This window comes from Corynebacterium sp. CCUG 65737 (assembly GCF_024454115.1).
Classification (GTDB): domain Bacteria; phylum Actinomycetota; class Actinomycetes; order Mycobacteriales; family Mycobacteriaceae; genus Corynebacterium; species Corynebacterium genitalium.
On the sequence record NZ_JAGPZB010000001.1, the window covers coordinates 177,712 to 199,134 of the forward strand.

Annotated in this window: 19 protein-coding genes; 12 read left to right on the forward strand and 7 right to left on the reverse strand. The window is 62.5% G+C overall.

What is annotated here, in order from left to right; genetic code table 11:
• The first annotated feature begins 93 nt into the window (after positions 1-93).
• From KBX17_RS00945 to KBX17_RS00955, 3 genes are all read left to right on the forward strand, one after another.
• Positions 94-1,065 carry a DUF3068 domain-containing protein gene (locus KBX17_RS00945; RefSeq protein WP_255994405.1) on the forward strand — a complete coding sequence of 324 codons (972 nt, stop codon included), beginning with the start codon at positions 94-96 and terminating at the stop codon, positions 1,063-1,065.
• A gap of 313 nt (positions 1,066-1,378) precedes the next feature.
• Complete coding sequence (locus KBX17_RS00950) at positions 1,379-4,876, forward strand: DNA-directed RNA polymerase subunit beta (RefSeq protein WP_256018110.1); 3,498 nt, start codon at positions 1,379-1,381, stop codon at positions 4,874-4,876.
• A gap of 98 nt (positions 4,877-4,974) precedes the next feature.
• Complete coding sequence (locus KBX17_RS00955) at positions 4,975-8,985, forward strand: DNA-directed RNA polymerase subunit beta' (protein WP_256018112.1); 4,011 nt, start codon at positions 4,975-4,977, stop codon at positions 8,983-8,985.
• A gap of 203 nt (positions 8,986-9,188) precedes the next feature.
• Here KBX17_RS00955 and KBX17_RS00960 read toward each other — a convergent pair whose 3' ends face one another.
• The gene (locus tag KBX17_RS00960; protein ID WP_005286794.1) at positions 9,189-9,845 is read right to left on the reverse strand and encodes a DUF1707 domain-containing protein; all 657 of its coding nucleotides are present in this window, start codon (positions 9,843-9,845) and stop codon (positions 9,189-9,191) included.
• A 284-nt stretch (positions 9,846-10,129) separates the two neighbouring features.
• Between KBX17_RS00960 and rpsL the strand changes: the two genes are divergently transcribed.
• The 5 genes from rpsL (at position 10,130) to KBX17_RS00985 (ending at position 15,528) form a co-directional block, all read left to right on the forward strand.
• Positions 10,130-10,501: a 30S ribosomal protein S12 gene (gene rpsL, locus KBX17_RS00965; RefSeq protein ID WP_005286791.1), complete on the forward strand. Its 372-nt coding sequence runs from the start codon at positions 10,130-10,132 to the stop codon at positions 10,499-10,501.
• A 3-nt stretch (positions 10,502-10,504) separates the two neighbouring features.
• A complete protein-coding gene (rpsG, locus tag KBX17_RS00970) occupies positions 10,505-10,972 on the forward strand; it encodes a 30S ribosomal protein S7 (protein WP_005286788.1) in 468 nt (155 codons plus the stop codon).
• 165 nt (positions 10,973-11,137) lie between these two features.
• Complete coding sequence (gene fusA, locus KBX17_RS00975; RefSeq protein ID WP_005286785.1) at positions 11,138-13,261, forward strand: elongation factor G; 2,124 nt, start codon at positions 11,138-11,140, stop codon at positions 13,259-13,261.
• A 264-nt stretch (positions 13,262-13,525) separates the two neighbouring features.
• Positions 13,526-14,716 carry an elongation factor Tu gene (tuf, locus tag KBX17_RS00980; protein WP_005286783.1) on the forward strand — a complete coding sequence of 397 codons (1,191 nt, stop codon included), beginning with the start codon at positions 13,526-13,528 and terminating at the stop codon, positions 14,714-14,716.
• 107 nt (positions 14,717-14,823) lie between these two features.
• A complete protein-coding gene (locus KBX17_RS00985) occupies positions 14,824-15,528 on the forward strand; it encodes a hypothetical protein (protein WP_256018114.1) in 705 nt (234 codons plus the stop codon).
• Here KBX17_RS00985 and KBX17_RS00990 read toward each other — a convergent pair.
• Genes KBX17_RS00990 through KBX17_RS01015 form a run of 6 tightly spaced genes read right to left on the reverse strand, consistent with a single transcriptional unit; the run spans position 15,525 to position 18,812 of the window.
• Complete coding sequence (locus KBX17_RS00990) at positions 15,525-16,088, reverse strand: hypothetical protein (RefSeq protein ID WP_005286778.1); 564 nt, start codon at positions 16,086-16,088, stop codon at positions 15,525-15,527. The genes KBX17_RS00985 and KBX17_RS00990 overlap by 4 nt on opposite strands.
• Positions 16,085-16,717, reverse strand: a complete 633-nt coding sequence (locus KBX17_RS00995) for a DUF6286 domain-containing protein (RefSeq protein ID WP_256018115.1) — start codon at positions 16,715-16,717, stop codon at positions 16,085-16,087. The genes KBX17_RS00990 and KBX17_RS00995 overlap by 4 nt, the downstream gene beginning before the upstream one ends.
• Positions 16,710-17,729 (reverse strand): Asp23/Gls24 family envelope stress response protein, encoded by a 1,020-nt coding sequence (locus tag KBX17_RS01000; RefSeq protein WP_256018117.1) that lies wholly within the window; start codon positions 17,727-17,729, stop codon positions 16,710-16,712. Before KBX17_RS01000 ends, KBX17_RS00995 begins: the two co-directional genes overlap by 8 nt.
• Positions 17,729-17,929 (reverse strand): hypothetical protein, encoded by a 201-nt coding sequence (locus KBX17_RS01005; protein ID WP_005286768.1) that lies wholly within the window; start codon positions 17,927-17,929, stop codon positions 17,729-17,731. Before KBX17_RS01005 ends, KBX17_RS01000 begins: the two co-directional genes overlap by 1 nt.
• Positions 17,930-17,946: 17 nt before the next feature.
• Positions 17,947-18,282 (reverse strand): hypothetical protein, encoded by a 336-nt coding sequence (locus tag KBX17_RS01010; protein WP_005286765.1) that lies wholly within the window; start codon positions 18,280-18,282, stop codon positions 17,947-17,949.
• On the reverse strand, positions 18,282-18,812 hold the full coding sequence (locus tag KBX17_RS01015; RefSeq protein WP_005286763.1) for an Asp23/Gls24 family envelope stress response protein: 531 nt from the start codon (positions 18,810-18,812) through the stop codon (positions 18,282-18,284). The genes KBX17_RS01010 and KBX17_RS01015 overlap by 1 nt, the downstream gene beginning before the upstream one ends.
• Positions 18,813-19,449: 637 nt before the next feature.
• Between KBX17_RS01015 and rpsJ the strand changes: the two genes are divergently transcribed.
• From rpsJ to rplW, 4 genes are read left to right on the forward strand one after another with little or no spacing between them, the layout of a single operon-like run.
• Positions 19,450-19,755: a 30S ribosomal protein S10 gene (gene rpsJ, locus KBX17_RS01020; protein ID WP_003848085.1), complete on the forward strand. Its 306-nt coding sequence runs from the start codon at positions 19,450-19,452 to the stop codon at positions 19,753-19,755.
• Between the two features lie 13 nt (positions 19,756-19,768).
• Positions 19,769-20,422: a 50S ribosomal protein L3 gene (gene rplC / locus KBX17_RS01025; protein ID WP_005286757.1), complete on the forward strand. Its 654-nt coding sequence runs from the start codon at positions 19,769-19,771 to the stop codon at positions 20,420-20,422.
• Positions 20,419-21,081, forward strand: a complete 663-nt coding sequence (gene rplD, locus KBX17_RS01030; protein ID WP_005286755.1) for a 50S ribosomal protein L4 — start codon at positions 20,419-20,421, stop codon at positions 21,079-21,081. The genes rplC and rplD overlap by 4 nt, the downstream gene beginning before the upstream one ends.
• Positions 21,081-21,386, forward strand: coding sequence for a 50S ribosomal protein L23 (rplW, locus tag KBX17_RS01035; RefSeq protein WP_005286752.1), 306 nt, complete (start codon positions 21,081-21,083; stop codon positions 21,384-21,386). Before rplD ends, rplW begins: the two co-directional genes overlap by 1 nt.
• Positions 21,387-21,423: the final 37 nt, after the last annotated feature.

Consider the following 21,423-nt stretch of genomic DNA (forward strand, 5'->3'; position numbering starts at 1 on the left):
TGCAGGGGCTTTTTGCTTTTCGACGTTTTCTGCCCCCGCGTCCTGCCGTGGCGGGGATAGGGGCTGGGGTGATGGGATTGTAAAGTGGCACGCATGCTTCCCAAGTCCCGCATTTTGTCCGCCCTCCTTGTCGGGGTAGGCATCGCGCTCATTGTCGCGGGACTGGTGGCTCCACGGTTTCTTCTCGGGGATGCCCGTTTCCCGCTGAACCTCGAGCACACCACCTGGGCAATGCACGACCCGCACGGCCGGGTTTTCGACCCTGATGCCGGTGAGGACGGTAAGGTCGTTGAGGTCCCCGTTACCCGCCAGCTGCACATGACCGTGCAGAACCCGGCGACGGAGGAACGCACTGGGCTGCGGATCGGTGATTCTTTGCTGCGCGGTGATAAAGACTCGGACTTCGACAATCTAATCACTGCGTCGACGTGGTCGTACGAGATGGACCGCAAGTCTGGGGCGTTCGTGACCACGGCGAATCTGAGCACGGTGATGGCCATGCCGGACGCGGAGGTCCCCGTCGACGGCGTGTGGCTGAAGTTCCCCCTCGACGTCGAGCAAACGGATTACGCCGTCTTTGAGCCGTCGCTGCGCACGACGGTACCGGCCACATTCAAAGAGGAGCGCGAAGTCGCCGGCCGTTCTGTCTATGTGTTTGAGCAGCGGGTCGAGGCGGTCAACGTCGCAAAGCTGTATGCGGACGCGGCGAACACCAAGACGTTGCCAGCGCCCGACGGCGGGCAGCGCCAGGTGTTCCGCCACCACGATGCGACGCGTGAGTTCACTGTCGATCAGATCACCGGTGTTGTCGTAGGCATCAATGAGCGTGTGGACGACTACTATGCCGACCACACCGGCCGCCGTGCCCAAGACATCGTCGCGTACGACGCAGTAATGGACCCGGCCGACGTGGAGCAGATGGCGGGCCAGCTGACCACCGTGACTCAGTCTGTCTCCCGCTGGGTGACATGGGGCACGATCGGGCTGGGATCACTGCTAGCAATCGGCGGTTTGATTGGAGCGCTGCGCCCGGGCCGGGGAAGGTCTGCGCAGGTCACATCCTGACACGCGCCGAATCACCCCTCCAGGGTTGCACTCCGCAAGCAGTGAGGTGGTAGAGTTCCACGACAAGCGATCGCGCTTCGACGGAGCATTATGCAAGACTGCTTTACAAACAGTCATCGGGGGTATAAGCTGTCTCCTTGCGCTGGAAGCCGTCGCCGGTGCGTGAATGAAACCTTGGATCCATGTTTTAGAAAAATGGGTTTGACAAGGTGACTTTGTGCATTTTAGGGGGACGGGGCTTCCACTAAATGAAACGCTATTTATCCAGCGGGTGTCCACGAGCATAAGCGCCGATGCACGTGCCCCGCGTGAGGTGCTGGAAGGACCCATCTTGGCAGTCTCGCCCCAGACCAAGTCAGTGGCCGCAATCCCCGGAGCCCCGGAGCGTTATTCCTTCGCGAAAATCGCGGAGCCAATCGCGCTGCCTGGTCTTCTTGACGTTCAATCGGAGTCTTTCGCCTGGCTCGTCGGCACGCCTGAGTGGCGTGAGCGCCAGGCGGAGGAGCGTGGCTCGGATGCCCGCATTACCTCCGGCCTCGAGGACATCCTCGAGGAAATTTCCCCGATTCAGGACTACTCGGGCAACATGAGCCTGTCTTTGTCCGATCCGTACTTTGAGGACATCAAGTACACGATCGACGAGTGCAAAGATAAGGACATCAACTACTCCGCACCCCTGTACGTGACGGCGGAGTTCATTAACAACGACACCCAGGAGATCAAGTCCCAGACCGTCTTCATCGGCGACTTCCCGCTGATGACGGACAAGGGCACGTTCATTGTCAACGGCACCGAGCGCGTCATTGTCTCGCAGCTGGTGCGTTCCCCGGGTGTGTACTTCGACGAGACAATCGACAAGTCCACCGAGCGCCCGCTGCACTCCGTGAAGGTCATTCCTTCCCGCGGCGCATGGCTGGAATTCGACGTGGACAAGCGCGACACCGTCGGTGTGCGCATTGACCGTAAGCGTCGTCAGCCGGTGACTGTGCTGCTCAAGGCCCTGGGTTGGACCACTGAGCAGATCAAGGAGCGTTTCGGCTTCTCCGAGATCATGATGACCACGCTGGAGAACGACGGCGTGGCCAACACCGATGAGGCTCTGCTGGAGATTTACCGTAAGCAGCGCCCGGGTGAGCAGCCGACGCGCGATCTGGCGCAGTCCCTGCTGGAGAACGCGTTCTTCCGTGCGAAGCGCTACGACTTGGCTCGCGTCGGCCGCTACAAGGTCAACCGCAAGCTCGGTCTGGGCGGCGACCACGACGGTGAGATGACTCTGACTGAAGAGGACATTGCCACCACCCTCGAGTACTTGGTGCGCCTGCACGCCGGCGAGCGCGAGATGACCTCCCCGGAGGGCGTGGTCATCCCGATTAACACCGACGACATCGACCACTTCGGCAACCGTCGCCTGCGCACCGTGGGCGAGCTGGTGCAGAACCAGGTCCGTGTCGGCCTGTCCCGCATGGAGCGTGTGGTTCGTGAGCGCATGACCACCCAGGACGCGGAGTCCATCACTCCGACGTCCCTGATCAACGTGCGCCCGGTGTCTGCCGCGATCCGCGAGTTCTTCGGCACCTCCCAACTGTCGCAGTTCATGGACCAGAACAACTCTCTGTCCGGCCTGACCCACAAGCGCCGTCTGTCCGCGCTGGGCCCGGGCGGTCTGTCCCGTGAGCGCGCCGGCATTGAGGTCCGCGACGTGCACCCGTCGCACTACGGCCGCATGTGCCCGATCGAGACCCCGGAAGGTCCGAACATTGGTCTGATCGGTGCGCTGGCGTCCTACGCTCGCGTGAACCCGTTCGGCTTCATCGAGACGCCGTACCAGAAGGTCATCGACGGTCAGATCACTGACGAGATCGACTACCTCACCGCCGATGAAGAGGACCGTTTCGCCATCGCTGAGGCCGCTACGGCCCACGACGCTGACCGCAACATCACCGCGGACCGTATTGAGGTGCGCCTCAAGGACGGCGACATCGGTGTCGTCGGTCCGAAAGACGTCGACTACGTGGACATCTCCCCGCGCCAGATGGTCTCAGTCGCGACGGCGATGATTCCGTTCCTGGAGCACGACGATGCGAACCGTGCTCTCATGGGTGCGAACATGCAGAAGCAGGCTGTGCCGCTGCTGCGCTCTGAGGCTGCATACGTGGCCACCGGTACGGAGATGCGTGCGGCGTACGACGCTGGCGACATCGTCATTGCGAACAACGCCGGTGTCGTTGAAGATGTGACCGGCGACGTGATCACCGTCATGGACGATGAGGGCCAGCGCGAGTCCTACCTGCTGCGCACCTTTGAGCGCACCAACCAGGGCACCTGCTACAACCAGACCCCGATCGTCTCTGCAGGCGACCGCGTTGAGGCTGGCCAGGTCATCGCTGATGGCCCGGGCACCAAGAACGGTGAAATGGCGCTGGGCACCAACCTGCTCGTCGCATTCATGCCGTGGGAAGGCCACAACTACGAGGACGCAATCATCCTCAACCAGCGCGTGGTGGAGCAGGACGTGCTCACCTCCGTGCACATCGAGGAGCACGAGATCGACGCCCGCGACACCAAGTTGGGTGCGGAAGAGATCACCCGCGAGATCCCGAACGTGTCCGAGGACGTGCTCAAGGACCTCGACGAGCGCGGCATCATTCGCATCGGTGCGGACGTGCGCGACGGCGACATCCTGGTGGGTAAGGTCACCCCGAAGGGTGAGACCGAGCTGACTCCGGAAGAGCGACTGCTGCGCGCCATCTTCGGTGAGAAGGCCCGCGAGGTGCGCGATACCTCCCTGAAGGTGCCGCACGGTGAGACCGGCAAGGTCATCGCTGTCCGCCGCTTCTCCCGCGAGGACGACGACGATCTGTCGCCGGGTGTCAATGAGATGATCCGCGTCTACGTCGCGCAGAAGCGCAAGATCCAGGACGGCGACAAGATGGCCGGCCGCCACGGCAACAAGGGTGTCGTGGGCAAGATCCTGCCTGAGGAGGACATGCCGTTCATGGCTGACGGCACCCCAGTGGACATCATCCTGAACACCCACGGTGTGCCGCGTCGTATGAACATCGGTCAGGTGCTCGAGGTTCACTTGGGCTGGCTGGCTCACGCTGGCTGGACCGTCAACCCGGATGACCCGGCGAACGCGAAGCTCCTGGAGACTCTGCCTGAGCAGCTGTACGACGTTCCTCCCGAGTCCCTGACCGCCACCCCGGTCTTCGACGGCGCGACGAACGACGAGATCGCAGGTCTTCTGGCCAACACCAAGCCGAACCGCGACGGCGACGTCATGGTCGATGGCGACGGCAAGACGGTGCTTTTCGACGGACGCTCCGGCGAACCGTTCAAGTACCCGATCTCCGTCGGCTACATGTACATGCTCAAGCTGCACCACCTAGTGGACGAGAAGATTCACGCCCGCTCCACCGGCCCGTACTCCATGATTACCCAGCAGCCGCTGGGTGGTAAGGCCCAGTTCGGTGGCCAGCGCTTCGGCGAGATGGAGGTGTGGGCGATGCAGGCATACGGCGCCGCCTACACCCTGCAGGAGCTGCTGACGATCAAGTCGGACGACGTGGTCGGACGTGTCAAGGTCTACGAAGCCATCGTCAAGGGCGACAACATCCCCGACCCGGGAATCCCGGAGTCGTTCAAGGTGTTGCTCAAGGAGCTGCAGTCGCTGTGCCTGAACGTGGAGGTTCTCTCCACCGACGGCACCCCGATGGAGCTGTCTGGTGACGACGACGAGTACGACCAGGCTGGATCCTCGTTGGGCATTAACTTGTCCCGTGACGAGGGTTCCGCGGCTGACACGGCATAAGTGCTAGGCGGGGGCGGGCGTCGATAAGCGAAAGGCGCCGCCCGCTCCCACAGATACGAACTTGAACTCATAAAACCTAGAAGAAAAGGAACATTTACGTGTTTGACGTAAACCTCTTCGACGAGCTCCGCATCGGCCTGGCCACCGCCGAAGACATCCGCCGTTGGTCCCACGGCGAAGTCAAGAAGCCGGAGACCATTAACTACCGCACCCTCAAGCCGGAGAAGGACGGCCTGTTCTGCGAGCGCATTTTCGGTCCGACCCGCGACTGGGAATGCTCCTGCGGTAAGTACAAGCGTGTCCGCTACAAGGGCATCATTTGCGAGCGCTGCGGTGTTGAGGTGACCAAGTCCAAGGTCCGCCGTGAGCGCATGGGCCACATCGAGCTGGCTGCTCCCGTCACCCACATCTGGTACTTCAAGGGTGTGCCGTCCCGCCTGGGTTACCTGCTGGACCTGGCGCCGAAGGACCTTGAGCGCATCATTTACTTCGCCGCTAACATCATCACGTCCGTTGACGAGGAGGCACGTCACAACGACATGTCCACCCTCGAGGCGGAGATGATCCTGGAGAAGAAGGAAGTCGAGCAGGACACCGAGGCTGAGATCGCCGACCGTGCCCAGAAGCTTGAAGAAGACCTCGCTGAGCTGGAAGCTTCCGGTGCTGCTGCGTCTGCCCGCAAGAAGGTGCAGAACGCCGCTGACAAGGAAATGCAGCACATGCGCGAGGCTGGCGAGCGCGAGATCGAGCACCTGGACGAGATCTGGAACACCTTCATCAAGCTCGCTCCGAAGCAGATGATCATCGACGAGAACCTCTACGAAGAGCTCGTCGACCGCTACGAGGACTACTTCAGCGGCGGCATGGGCGCTGAGGCGATTCAGACCCTGATCCGCAACTTCGACCTGGACGCTGAGTCCGAGGAGCTGCGCCACATCATCGCTGAGGGCAAGGGCCAGAAGAAGGTCCGTGCTCTCAAGCGCCTGAAGGTTGTCGCCGCGTTCCAGCGCTCCGGCAACGACCCGGCCGGCATGATCCTCGACGCGATCCCGGTGATCCCGCCGGAGCTGCGCCCGATGGTTCAGCTCGACGGTGGCCGCTTTGCCACCTCCGACTTGAACGACCTGTACCGTCGCGTGATCAACCGCAACAACCGTCTTAAGCGCATGATTGACCTCGGTGCCCCCGAGATCATCGTGAACAACGAGAAGCGCATGCTGCAGGAGTCCGTTGATGCCCTGTTCGACAACGGTCGTCGCGGTCGTCCGGTCACCGGCCCGGGCAACCGTCCGCTGAAGTCCCTGTCCGACCTGCTCAAGGGTAAGCAGGGCCGCTTCCGCCAGAACCTGCTGGGTAAGCGCGTGGACTACTCCGGTCGTTCCGTGATTATCGTGGGTCCGCAGCTGAAGATGCACGAGTGCGGTCTGCCGAAGCTGATGGCTCTCGAGCTGTTCAAGCCGTTCGTGATGAAGCGCCTGGTGGACAACGACTACGCCCAGAACATCAAGTCCGCGAAGCGCATGGTGGAGCGCCAGCGCCCTGAGGTGTGGGACGTTCTGGAAGAGGCTATTGCAGAGCACCCGGTGCTGCTCAACCGCGCACCGACGCTGCACCGCCTGGGTATTCAGGCCTTCGAGCCGGTCCTGGTTGAGGGTAAAGCGATCCAGCTGCACCCGCTGGCATGTGAGGCCTTCAACGCCGACTTCGACGGCGACCAGATGGCTGTCCACCTTCCGCTGTCCGCGGAGGCACAGGCAGAGGCACGCGTCCTCATGCTGTCCTCCAACAACATCCTGTCTCCGGCATCCGGTAAGCCGCTGGCTATGCCGCGCCTGGATATGGTGACCGGCCTGTACTTCCTGACCATGGTCAAGGGCGAGGGCGAGATCGGTGGCGAGGGCGCGTACGCTCCGGCCGACGAGAACGGCCCGGCACGCGGTGTGTACTCCTCCCACCGTGAGGCCATCATGGCCTATGACCGCGGCGTTCTGGGCCTGCAGGCCCCGATCAAGGTCCGCATCGATCACCTGCGCCCGACCGCGGAGATTGAGGCGGAGCAGTTCCCCGACGGCTGGGAGAAGGGTCAGTCCTGGATGGCTGACACCACCTTGGGCCGCATCATGTTCAACGAGATGCTCCCCTTCAACTTCCCGTACCAGGAAGGCGCCATGGTGCGTAAGGGCGGCAAGGACAAGGTGCTGCTCGGCGACATCATCCAGGCGATGGTGGAGAAGTACCCGATGATCACCGTCGCGCAGACGATGGACAAGCTCAAGGACGCTGGTTTCTACTGGGCGACCCGCTCGGGCATCACCATCACCATGTCTGACGTTCTGGTTCTGCCGAACAAGACGGAGATCCTTGACGAGTACGAGCGTGAGGCGGAGGCCATTGAGCGCAAGTACTTCGAGAAGGGTGCGCTGACCGAGAAGGACCGCTACGACCGCCTGGTTGAGCTGTGGCAGGACGCCACCGACAAGGTCGGTAAGGCTGTTGAGGCTCTGTACCCGGACGACAACCCGATTCCGATGATCGTGAAGTCCGGTGCTGCCGGTAACATGCGCCAGATCTGGACCTTGGCCGGCATGAAGGGCATGGTCGTGAACTCCCGCGGTGAGTACATCACCCGTCCGATCAAGACCTCCTTCCGCGAGGGCTTGAGCGTGATGGAGTACTTCAACAACTCCCACGGTTCCCGTAAGGGCCTGGCTGATACCGCTCTGCGTACCGCTGACTCCGGTTACCTCACCCGTCGTCTTGTCGACGTCGCTCAGGACGTCATCGTCCGCGAAGAGGACTGTGGCACCCACCAGGGTGTCAAGGTTCCGGTCGCCGAGGCTGCAGGCACGGGCCGCTTCAACCGCCACGACCTGGTCGAGACCTCGGTCTCCGGCCGCGTGCTGGCGTCCGACGCGACCGACACTGACGGCAACGTCCTTCTCGAGGCAGGCTCGGACCTGTCCGAGGAGCGTATCGACGCTCTCGTCGACGCCGGCATCGAGTCCGTCAAGGTCCGCTCCGTGCTGACCTGCCAGACCCCGACCGGTGTCTGCGCGAAGTGCTACGGCAAGTCCATGGCGACGGGCAAGCTCGTCGACATCGGCGAGGCCGTCGGCATCGTCGCCGCCCAGTCCATTGGTGAGCCGGGTACCCAGCTGACCATGCGTACCTTCCACCAGGGTGGTGTCGGTGGCGACATTACCGGTGGTCTGCCGCGTGTCCAGGAGCTGTTCGAGGCCCGCGTTCCGAAGAACCGCGCCCCGATCGCCTCTGTCGCCGGCGAGATCTCGCTGGAGGACGAGGGCAACTTCTGGACCCTGACCATCCACCCGGAGGACGGCTCCGACGACGTGGTCTACGAGAAGCTGTCCAAGCGCCAGGGCCTGGCCCAGGTGCGCCGCCCGATGGAGTCCAACCCGGAGGCCATGATCGAGCGTTCGCTTCGCGACGGCGACACGGTCAAGGTCGGCGACCGCCTCCTGCGCGGTGCCGCTGATCCGCACGACGTGCTTGAGGTGCTGGGACGCCGCGGCGTCGAAAAGCACCTCATCGACGAGGTGCAGGCTGTGTACCGCACGCAGGGTGTGTCGATCCACGACAAGCACATCGAGATCATCATCCGCCAGATGCTGCGTCGCGGCACCGTCATCGACGCAGGCTCCACCGAGTTCCTCCCGGGCACCCTGGTGGACCTGTCCGAGGCACGCCAGATCAACGGTCAGGCAGTCGCCGAGGGTGGCGAGCCGGCAGAGCTGCGCAGCGAGATCATGGGTATCACCAAGGCCTCGCTGGCCACGGAGTCCTGGCTGTCCGCCGCCTCCTTCCAGGAGACGACGCGCGTGCTTACCGACGCCGCCATCAACAAGCGCTCCGATAAGCTCATCGGCCTCAAGGAGAACGTGATCATCGGTAAGCTGATCCCGGCCGGTACGGGTATTTCCCGCTACCGCAACATCTCCGTGAAGCCGACCGAGGCCGCGCGTTCCGCCGCCTACTCGATCCCGACCTTCGGCGATGCCATCTACGGCGACGAGGGTTACGGCGAGTTCACCGGCGCGTCCGTGCCGCTCGACGAGTACGGCATGGGCGGCTACGACAGCTACCAGTAGGTAGCCCGTCGCGCTTAAGCGTGAAGGCCCGGTCTCTCCGCGTGGGAGGCCGGGCCTTTCGCTGTGTTCAGGGCTCGTTGGGAGGGCGGTTGCGGAAAAGTTGACAAACCCGATGTCGATCTACCGGCCAAGAACGCTGTGACCAGCGTAGACGGTTCTAGGTGGGAATCCAGTTTGTCAACTTTTCCGCAGGGCTGTGAGCTCTACATCTTCGCGCTCCTTGCCGCCCGGATGATGTCCACGCCACCCATGAGGGCGATGCCGGCGATGGTGATGGTGGGGGCGTCGTCAGGCAGATCCCGCTGAGCGATAGTGACGCTGGGGTGGTCGGTAACCCCGAACCCGCCCATCAGGGCGAAACCTTCGGACTTCACCCGCACGTCTTCCGGGACGACGATGGTGATCCCGCCCATGATCGCATTGGCACTAATTCGAATGTGATCGGAGGCCAAGCGAGCTTGGAGCAGGTTTAGCTGGGTTTCACCCATGAGTCCGAGTGAGAAGTGGTTGCTGTTGATCAGCCAGTCTCCGGAGCGCTCCACGCCACCCATGACGGCAATGGAGCTGGACGTGCCGCCGGGCTCGCCAGTGACAAAGTCGAGAGCCTTGGATCGCGGCTGATGTGCGGCAGAGGACCAGCCTGCTGTGTCCGGGAGTTGCTGGACAGGGGAGAGGTCGACAGTGAGCTCGTCGAGCTGGTCGGCGTAGGTGGCGCGCCAGGCTACCGCCGTGCGCTCGTCGAACTCCGTGGTGTTCAGTTGGCCGTCGGCAAAGGCCGCGGCGAGGACATCGGCGATCTCTTGGCGGCGTGCGTGTGAAACGCGCTTACGGGGCACATTGTCTGCAGAATCGGTCGACATGCCCCCAAAGCTACTTAGTTCTAAGCGGCGAAGCGTGCCCGTCACCTTGAGAGCGGGGAAGCGATTTGCTTTCCGCCGCCCGTACCCTGTACTTTTGAACCCGATTCCGCCGCTGCGCGTTTATCGCGTCGCGGAAATGGAAAAGAACTCCCCGTTCTCCTCGGACGGCGCGATGTTCGCACACGCGGAAGGGCCCCGAAGAAGAGCCCCCATTTTTGCGTGTTCGGGCGCGATGCCGGACGGTGGAGACTTGAGACACCAGACGACGACAAGAAAGCGATGGTATGCCAACTATTCAGCAGCTGGTCCGCAAGGGCCGCCACGACAAGAAAGCCAAGGTCGCTACGGCTGCCCTGAAGGGTTCCCCGCAGCGCCGCGGTGTGTGCACCCGCGTGTACACCACCACTCCGAAGAAGCCGAACTCCGCTCTGCGTAAGGTCGCGCGTGTGCGCCTGACCTCCGGCATCGAGGTTTCCGCTTACATCCCGGGTGAGGGCCACAACCTGCAGGAGCACTCCATGGTGCTCGTGCGCGGTGGCCGTGTGAAGGACCTTCCGGGTGTCCGCTACAAGATCATCCGTGGTGCTCTGGATACCCAGGGTGTCAAGGACCGCAAGCAGGCTCGCTCCCGTTACGGCGCGAAGAAGGGACAGTAATCAATGCGTAAGCAGCAAGCACCGAAGCGTCCCGTAGTCAAGGACCCGGTTTACGATTCTGAGCTGGTCACCCAGCTGATCAACAAGATTCTCAAGGACGGTAAGAAGTCCACCGCGCAGCGCATTGTCTACGGCGCAATGGAGATGTGTCGCGAGAAGACCGGCACGGATCCGGTTGGCACCCTCGAAAAGGCTCTGGGCAACATCCGTCCGGATCTGGAGGTTCGCTCCCGCCGTGTTGGTGGCGCTACCTACCAGGTGCCGGTTGAGGTCCGTCCGGGCCGTTCCACCACTTTGGCTTTGCGCTGGATGGTCACCTTCACCCGGCAGCGCCGTGAGAACACCATGACCGAGCGTCTGGCTAACGAGATCCTGGATGCGTCCAACGGTCTTGGCGCATCCGTGAAGCGCCGCGAAGACACGCACAAGATGGCTGAGGCTAACCGCGCCTTTGCTCACTACCGCTGGTAATTGTCGCTACAGCTCCGGTTGCCAGGGGCGCATTTAGTGTCTCGGCCTGCCATAATCGCGATTTAGTGGCAGAATCGACAAAGGAAAACATTCAAATCGCTGTCGCATTTCCCGCAGGTGCGGGTGGAAGCGGCCGCAACAAGACGACAAGTTGGGGTATACAACGTGGCACAAGAAGTGCTTAAGGACCTAGCTAAGGTCCGCAACATCGGCATCATGGCCCACATCGATGCCGGTAAGACGACCACGACCGAGCGCATCCTGTTCTACACGGGTATTAACCGTCGCGTCGGCGAGACGCACGACGGTGGCGCGACCACGGACTGGATGGAGCAGGAGAAGGAGCGCGGTATCACCATTACCTCCGCTGCTGTTACCTGCTTCTGGAACAACAACCAGATCAACATCATCGACACCCCGGGCCACGTTGACTTCACCGTTGAGGTTGAGCGCTCCCTGCGTGTTCTCGACGGTGCTGTTGCAGTGTTCGACGGTAAAGAGGGTGTGGAACCGCAGTCCGAGCAGGTGTGGCGTCAGGCCGCTAAGTACGACGTGCCGCGTATCTGCTTTGTGAACAAGATGGACAAGCTCGGTGCGGACTTCTACCACACCGTCCAGACCATCATTGACCGCCTGGGCGCTAAGCCGTTGGTCATGCAGCTGCCGATCGGCGCTGAGGACGACTTCGATGGTGTCGTTGACCTCATCGACATGAAGGCCATCACCTGGCGCGGCAAGGTCGAGACCGGTGCGGAGCCGACCATCGAGGAGATCCCGGCTGACCTTCAGGACAAGGCTGAGGAGTACCGCGAGCAGCTGCTCGAGGCTGTCGCTGAGTCCGACGAGGAACTCATGGAGAAGTACTTCGGCGGCGAGGAGCTCACTGTTGAGGAGATCAAGGGCGCCATCCGCAAGATGACCGTCAACTCCGAGATTTACCCGGTTTTCTGCGGTACCGCGTACCGCAACAAGGGTGTGCAGCCGCTGCTCGATGCTATTGTTGACTACCTGCCGAACCCGCTGGACATTGGCGAGGTCCAGGGCACCTCTGTCGACGGTGAAGAGAAGATGACGCGTAAGCCGTCCGTCGAGGAACCGTTCTCCGCTCTGGCGTTCAAGATTGCCGTTCACCCGTTCTTCGGCAAGCTGACCTACGTGCGCGTTTACTCCGGCCAGGCCATCCCGGGCGAGCAGATGCTCAACTCCACGAAGTCCAAGAAGGAGCGCGTGGGCAAGCTCTTCCAGATGCACGCGAACAAGGAGAACCCGGTCGAGCACGCTGATGCCGGCAACATCTACGCGTTCATCGGTCTGAAGGAAACCACCACGGGTGACACCCTGTGCAACCCGGACCACCCGATCATCCTGGAGTCCATGGACTTCCCGGACCCGGTGATCCAGGTCGCTATTGAGCCGAAGACCAAGGCTGACCAGGAGAAGCTGGGTACCGCTATCCAGAAGCTCGCGGAGGAGGATCCGACCTTCACCGTGCAGCTCGACGAGGAGTCCGGCCAGACCGTCATCGGCGGCATGGGCGAGCTCCACCTCGACGTCCTGGTTGACCGTATGAAGCGCGAGTTCAAGGTCGAAGCGAACATCGGTTCCCCGCAGGTTGCGTACCGCGAGACCATCCGCAAGCCGGTTGAGCACCTCGACTACACGCACAAGAAGCAGACTGGTGGTTCCGGTCAGTTCGCGAAGGTCATCATCTCCATCGAGCCGTACGCTCCGGAGGCAGACGAGCTCGAAGAGGGCCAGTCCCCGACCTACACCTTCGAAAACGCCGTCACCGGTGGCCGGGTGCCGAAGGAGTACATCCCGTCGGTTGACGCTGGTATCCAGGATGCGATGCAGTACGGCTACCTTGCTGGCTACCCGCTGGTGAACATCAAGGCCACGCTCGAGGACGGCGCTTACCACGAGGTCGACTCCTCTGAGATGGCGTTCAAGCTCGCTGGTTCCCAGGCCCTGAAGGAAGCTGTCGCGAAGGCGAAGCCGGTGCTGCTCGAGCCGCTTATGGCTGTCGAGGTTGTCACCCCCGAGGAGTACATGGGTACCGTCAACGGCGACATCAGCTCCCGCCGCGGCCAGGTGTACGCCATGGAAGACCGTTCCGGCGCCAAGGTTGTCAAGGCGAAGGTGCCCCTGTCCGAAATGTTCGGTTACATCGGTGACCTCCGTTCCTCCACCGCTGGCCGTGCGAACTTCACCATGGTGTTCGACTCCTACGGTGAGGTTCCGTCCAACATCGCTCAGGACATCATCGACGAGCGCAACGGCCGGGCTTAAGCCCAGCTAACCCTCCCTTCTGTGCCAGGAGGGAGGGGCGGTAGCGGCCGAGCTGAGCGGAGCATCGCTTGACGACGTTTCACTGAGCCGGCCGTTACCACAGATCAACTGCCTACCGCAGTGGTTGGAGCCCTAGACAAGCCCCGGCCTGTGGTTTGAAAAACGGCATTAACAAATCTAGGATCATGTAACTGGCACATTTGCAAATGAACAACCACGTGATTGTGAGATTCACAATCACACGATCGTCCAGGAGGACAATCAGTGTCTAAGGCTAAGTTTGAGCGCAGCAAGCCGCACGTAAACATCGGCACCATCGGTCACGTCGACCACGGCAAGACCACCACCACTGCTGCTATCACCACGGTTCTGGCTAGCCAGTACCCGGAGGAGAACCAGGCATTCGACTACGCTGCCATCGATAAGGCTCCGGAGGAGCGCGAGCGTGGTATTACCATCAACATTTCCCACGTTGAGTACAACACCCCGAAGCGTCACTACGCACACGTTGACGCCCCGGGCCACGCCGACTACATCAAGAACATGATTACCGGTGCTGCTCAGATGGACGGCGCGATCCTCGTGGTTGCTGCTACCGACGGCCCGATGCCGCAGACCCGTGAGCACGTGCTGCTCGCCCGCCAGGTTGGCGTTCCGTACATCCTCGTTGCTCTGAACAAGTGCGACATGGTTGACGATGAGGAGATCATCGAGCTCGTCGAGATGGAGGTCCGCGAGCTGCTGGCTGAGCAGGAGTACGACGAAGAAGCTCCGATTGTCCAGATCTCCGCTCTGAAGGCTCTTGAAGGCGACGAGAAGTGGGTTCAGTCCATCGTCGACCTCATGCAGGCTTGCGATGACTCCATCCCGGACCCGGAGCGCGAGACCGACCGCCCGTTCCTGATGCCGGTCGAGGACATCTTCACCATTTCCGGCCGCGGTACCGTTGTTACCGGCCGTGTTGAGCGTGGTGTCCTGAACCTCAACGACGAGGTTGAGATCATCGGCATCCGTGAGAAGTCCCAGAAGACCACCGTTACCTCCATCGAGATGTTCAACAAGCTTCTCGACACCGCTGAGGCTGGCGACAACGCTGCTCTGCTGCTGCGTGGTCTCAAGCGTGAGGACGTTGAGCGTGGCCAGGTCGTCATCGCACCGGGCGCCTACACCCCGCACACCAAGTTCGAGGGTTCCGTCTACGTCCTGTCCAAGGACGAGGGCGGCCGCCACACCCCGTTCTTCGACAACTACCGTCCGCAGTTCTACTTCCGCACCACCGACGTGACCGGTGTTGTGAAGCTGCCGGAGGGCACCGAGATGGTCATGCCGGGCGACAACGTTGAGATGTCCGTCGAGCTGATCCAGCCGGTCGCTATGGACGAGGGACTGCGCTTCGCTATCCGCGAGGGCTCCCGCACCGTCGGCGCTGGCCGTGTCACCAAGATCGTCGAGTAATCACTCGCGATCGAGCGCTAGCGCTCTGATCTAACCGCTGTTTCCGGGTTCATCCCGGGGCAGCGGTTTTTTCGTGCCTTCACCCGGACGAGTGTAGATTCAGTTGCGTGAGCCCGTCCGACATGCCTGACCCGACCCGGATCCCCACTGTTTTGGATGAGCTGCGCCTGACATGGGAGGGGCAGCCTGAGCTGTCGCTGGCCACGCTGTTCGGTGTGCTCTCTAACCGCGGGGTGGGGTGGGGCACCTCGGACGAGGAGTTGATTGAGGCTCTCCGTGCCGAGCGCGCCATTCATCCAGCAGACGTCCCCCGCGATGACAACGGTCGCGCAATGCGTTCGCTGCTCGTTGAGACCGCATCGCCCGGCCATAGCATCACGCTCACCCCATCCCACGTCGTCGTCAGATCGGTGCAGGACCGTGACCGGCAGCCGAGCATGTGGGCGTATGAGTCTGTCCGGGCGACGGGTCCCGGCCGGTTGCTTGTGGTCAGGGATGGGGAGGGGGTTGAGCACCGCTTAGGCGTCGTCACGCGAATTGAAGCGCTGGGGGACGCGCCAGAGCTGGAGGGGCTCGAGCTCGCGGAAGTGGGCAACGCTGTGTGGCTTGTGCTTATCGACGGTGCCCGCGCCCTGATCAGCCATCGCCTCCACACATGGCGCGTCGAGGGGCGGGCAGTCGAGAAAACTACGCTGGCGTGGGAGCGCGTTGTGCGGTGCGAGATAGGCGAAGACCTGGTCGTCTCCCCGGTAGGCGGGGGAGAGGACCAGGTCTTGGGCCGGGTGGAGCAGATCGTGCTCTTAGAGAGCTAGTTTGCCGCGACCTTGTCGAGGTGAAGCTTGAACACGGTGTCGATGTCCATGGTGTCCACAGCGTCCCGGAAGTCCTCGTCGAGCTGCTCGACGTGGGCGACGATCGTCTCGAAGTCGAACTCGGGGTTCGCTGTGATGGTGAACGTCGCGGTTGGGCGCTGTCCCACGTAGGACACGTTCTGGGTCGCCTTGGTGATCGGCTCAGTGGATTCGGCGTAGTTGCACGCAGCCTGAGCGAGGCGGGCGACATTGACGCGGGTCTCACCCAACGCCGGATTGGCGGGGGCGATGGCGCGGTTGTTGAACCCGCGGCTGCGAATGTTCGACAGGATCATCCACAGCCCCAGGATGATGGAGGCGACCATGACGGCGATGAGCGCGCCGGTGTACCAATTCATTCCTGGCACATCGGCAATCATGGAGCGGTTGATGTCGCGGACAAAGTCCGAAACGTACGGAATGTTCCAGTACAGCGCCGCGGGGATCAACCCGCCAAGGAGCAGAAGCAGCCCCAGCAGGAAGATGATCAGGCGGTCGAAGAACGCGAGTGTCCGTGTCATTGCAGCTCCCTCACCGGTTCGGGTTGGTGGATGTTGACCTTGACGTGCGGCGGCGGATTGAGCCTCTGAACCTGCTCGGTCAGGGTTGCCGCCAGACGCTGGTCGAGGTGGCCGGAACCGTCATCCTCTACGTCCACGATGAGCTTCTTGCGGGTCGCCTTGGAGGAAATGCTCGAACGGCCGAGTTCGGACCGTGCAGATGCGGTCGCCTTGCGGGCCACGTCCACCGGGCGAACCCAGATGGAGGACGGCGAAGCGACCTGCATGTGGGTCCGTGGACGCGGCATGAGCGCGGTGATGAGCAACCATAGGCCCACCAGCGCCACGATGATGCCAACGGTGACACCCACGGGGTTCACAGCGGCACCGCCGAGCCACTCGAAGACCGGGCGGATCCACGAGTTCTGCGGGTCGTTTTCCTGGTAGCGGTACCACAGGTCGCGGCCGATCACGCCCGCTAAGCCGAGCAGGAGCAGGCCGAGCAGGACGGTCAGCCAGCGCACAACCGGGTTGCCGCGCGGTTCACCGCCGGGTTGCGGGGCGACGTGATCGGGCCCCTGAGCTGGCGGCGCCTGAGGTTGGGGAACCTGCGGCTGCGCCAAATCAGTGATGTCGTGGATCTCAGCCATCGCTTTCCTCCTCGAGGTTGTCCGGGCTGACGGTGATCGGTGTCAACGCTTGCGGCTTAGGCGCCTGCGGCACGAGGATCTGCTTGGGATTGTCCACACCCACGCGTCGCAGCGGTTGCGGCTCCGGCCGGAGGACCTCAACGTGCTGGGGCTTCGGTGCGTAGATCGGCTCGAGCGGTCGACGTGCCGGCAGGGACACAGGTGCGAGTCGCGCCGGAGCGGTAACGGTGATCTGGCGTAGCGGCTCCGTCGGCGGGATAATCACCGGCTTGCGCGGGAATGCGCGGGTAACCGTGATCGGCCGCTGTGGAACGAACTGCGTGACGGTGATGCTGCGCAGCGGGGCCGGTGCCGGCGCAACGGGGGAGCGTGGCGCCGGAGGCTGCGGCAGCTGAATACCCGCCAACGGTAGCGGCGGGGGAGTGAGCACCGGATCGAGCGGGCGAATCGGCGGCTGTGGCACCCCGCGAACGCTTGGCGCTGGCGGGGCGGACACGTGCTGCACGGTCGGTGCCGGCGGCGTGCTCACGTGAGCGATCTGGTCGTACGTGGAGTCGTCCACAACGATTGGGGTCAGCTCGGCCTGCGGCTTGACCACGGGCGATGAGACTGCCGACGGGCTGGTCTCCACCGGGGCCGGCACAATGCCGACGGGGTGGTGTGCTAAGTCGGTGCGCGTCACGCGCCGTTGGGAGGACACTTCCGCATCCCCCACGGCAATGTTGATGCGCGTGACCGTCAGACCGGTGAGCGTTTCCACATGGGTGCCCACCGTCTGCCGGACTTCGTCGGTAATCGCGCCGACCGGGGCGGGGTAGGTGGTCACCATCTCTACGTCAAGTGCGACAGCGCCGGAGGGACGGTCAATATGGGCATCCACGCGCGGAAAACTACGACCGGCAAGGCCGGCCAGCTTTGCGTCGATCGCGCAGGTGCCTGGAACCGTCAGCACAGCCGCTTCGGCGACGCGACCAACGGCCTTTTCGCTGATGCGGTAGGAATCTGGATCCATTAGCCGCGACCCCGGCCCGAGGTTGTGCTCACCAGCTCGGCGAGGTCAATGCGGCCTTCGAGCTGGGCGCCGACGACACCACCGATGGCGCCGAAGAGCGCGGTGAAGAAGAAGCCGAGCCACCCGCCCAAGATGAGCGCGAACGCCAGCACAACACCGATCAGTGCGCCTAGGACGGTCTTATTGGAGAAAATGTTCATTTCTGTGTCCCATACTCTTAGTTTTGCGTAGCCGTCTGGGGTCTGCGCACGGCGTCCGCCACGACGACATCAATACGCGGCGCGCCCATGCTCGCAATGGCGGGGGTCTGTGCGACGGCGCTCTGAATGTCGGCGACGATGTGCGGAATCTCGCGGCGGGAGGACAGGTCGTAGATGACGTGGATGGCAATGTGCGAGGGCCCGATCAGCTCGATGCCCTCAATCATTGCGCCCGGCACCCGCAGGAAAGCCCTGCCCATGCGGCCGCTGGTCAACCCCGCCACGCCTTTCACGGATGTCGCGGCACCGCAGATTTGCTCGGCGGTGTCGCGGGTGACGGAGAACGAAGCCATTACTGTTCCAGGACCTGACCGTTAGCCGGGTAGGTCGGCTCGTTGCGGACGGCCTCTTCCTCGGTGTTCTGCTCCGGCAGGTTGACATCGTGGACGGTGACGTCGACGCGGTCGACGATCAGGCCGGTCATGCGGGTCACGGCGATGGTGACGTTCTCGCGGATAGCGTTAGCCAGCTCGTGGATGGCAACTCCGTACTCGGCGATGATGGCAACGGCGACGTCAGCGTGGCCGTTCTCCACCACAACGTTCACGCCCTGCTGGACATTGGTGGAAGCGGTCAGGGACTCACGGACTGCGCCCCACATGCGGGCCGCGCCGCCGCCCAGGTTGTGCACACCGGAGACCTCGCGGGCAGCGATGCCGGCGATCTTGCCCACAACGTTGTCGTCGATGACGGTAGAACCGTGCTCGGTCTCGAGCGCCTCGTTGCGCGGTTGAGCTGCTGCTTCAGGAGTGGTGGAGCCGCCGGTCTCGGCGGTTGCGGGAACGTCAGCGGAGGTCGGGTTCTGGTTGTTGGTGTCCATCATGGTCCTTCCGGGAAAGTTGGGTTAGTTGCGCTTATGCGTCACTCGCCATACTAGGCTCGCCTGCGTACCTCGGCAATGCGAGAAGAAGATCGGTACCGTTTCGAGACCAAGTCCTCCTATTTGCTTTCGGTTTGAGCTGTGTGTTTAAATACTCGGGTTGCTTTAACACGGCGTCTTCAACACGGCGTCGCTGGTAAGGCGAACATGACACCTTTTGCACGGTAAGCCAGCATTGCTTATCGACGAAGGACCTGCGATCGAGCACAGGCCACCACGAGGCACTCTCGAGACCGGGGACCGGAGAAGGGGCATGGCAAATAAACAGCGGCAGTACACGAAGGCCACGGGGCGCTGATCGTCGATAAGCGATCTGCCCACCTCCTTCCAAGCCTGACACTGAGCTTTCTTGCTCAGCGGAAGCACTGACAAGCGCGTTGTTTTCACGCTATGCATCTTCCGCCGATTGTCATGGCAGTCAATTCGTTTGAAAGACACTGGCGTTGTCAGCCGGGCCCTGAACCGGACAACGTTATAGAGAAAAGAAGCAAGCTAGTCCTCACCTCTTCGCTCTCAATTCACTTTGTTCACATCGAGCGAAGCGAGAGAGTGAACGTGGGGAAGCGAGGAAGAGGTTTACGTGGCGGGACAGAAGATCCGCATCCGGCTCAAGGCCTACGACCACGAAGCGATTGACGCATCTGCGAAGAAGATCGTTGAGACGGTCACCCGCACGGGTGCCCGCGTCGTTGGACCGGTGCCGTTGCCTACCGAAAAGAACGTGTACGCCGTTATTCGTTCTCCCCACAAGTACAAGGACTCGCGCGAGCATTTTGAGATGCGCACTCACAAGCGCCTCATCGACATCCTCGACCCGACGCCGAAGACGGTGGATGCCCTCATGCGCATCGACCTTCCTGCCAGCGTCGACGTGAACATCCAGTAGGGAGAACTGACACATGACTAACGAGATCAAGGGCATTCTGGGCCGCAAGCTCGGTATGACCCAGATCTTCGACGAGGAGAACCGTGTTATCCCGGTGACCGTCGTCGAGGCTGGGCCGTGCGTTGTCACCCAGATCCGCACTGAAGAAACCGATGGCTACTCCGCCATCCAGATCGCTTACGGCGACATTGATCCCCGTAAGGCGAAGAAGCCGCAGGCAGGCCACTACCAGAAGGCCGGCCAGAACCCGCGCCGCCACGTGGCTGAGATCCGCATGGACGACACCTCTGCCTACGAACTTGGCCAGGAAGTGACCGTCAACATCTTCGACGGCGATACCTTCGTCGACGTTGCCGGCACCACCAAGGGCAAGGGCTACGCAGGTGCCATGAAGCGCCACGGCTTCGCAGGCCAGGGTGCCGCTCACGGTAACCAGGCTGCGCACCGCCGCGTCGGCTCCATCGGTGGCTGCGCCACCCCGGGCCGCGTGTTCAAGGGCAAGCGCATGGCAGGCCGCATGGGCAGCAACCGTGTGACTACCCAGAACCTGAAGATTCAACGCATCGACGGCGACTCCAACCTGCTGCTGATCAAGGGCGCCATTCCCGGCGCTAAGGGCAGCCTGGTCACCGTCAAGACCGCAGTGAAGGGCGGTGCTCACGCATGACGAACCTGACACTTGATGTCCACACCGCTGACGGAGCAACCAAGGGCACTGTCGAGCTCCCGGCCGAGCTGTTCGACCGTGAAGCTTCCGTGCCCCTGATGCACCAGGTGGTCAACGCGCAGCTCGCCGCTGCACGCCAGGGCACCCACAAGACCAAGACCCGCGGCGAGGTCCGCGGCGGTGGCCGCAAGCCGTTCCGCCAGAAGGGCACCGGCCGCGCACGCCAGGGCTCCATCCGCGCACCGCACTACACCGGCGGTGGCACGGTTCACGGCCCGGTGCCGCGTGACTACTCGCAGCGCACCCCGAAGAAGATGATCAAGGCAGCTCTTGCCGGCGCCCTGACCAACCGTGCTCAGAACGACCGCATTCACGTGGTCGAAGAGCTCGTTCCGGGTCAGACCCCGTCGACCAAGTCCGCCCGCGCCTTCGTCGAGCGCCTCACCGACCGCAAGTCGGTTCTGCTCGTCATCGGCCGTGAGGATGTCAACTCCCGTCTTTCCGCACGGAACCTGCCGGGCGTGACCATCCTTGAGCCGGGTCAGCTGAACACCTACGACGTGCTCAACGCAGACGACGTGGTCTTCTCCGTGGAAGCTCTCCACGACTTCGTGGGCCGCGCAAACGCTGTTGGTGCCGCAGAGGAGGCAAAGAACTAATGGCTAAGATCGCCAACCCGCGCGACATCATCATCGCCCCGGTCCTCTCCGAGAAGACCTACGGCCTGATGGAGCAGAACACCTACACGTTCTACGTCGCTCCGGAAGCCAACAAGACCCAGATCAAGATTGCCGTGGAGGAAATCTTCGGCGTGAAGGTCGATTCCGTGAACACCGTCAACCGCGAGGGCAAGCGCAAGCGTTCCCGCACCGGTTGGGGCAAGCGGAAGGACACCAAGCGCGCCTACGTCACCCTCCGCGAGGGCAGCGACTCCATCGACATTTTCGGAGGCGCGACTGCCTAGCGGCAGCCAGCGCTAACGAAAAGAGTTAGATCGAAAA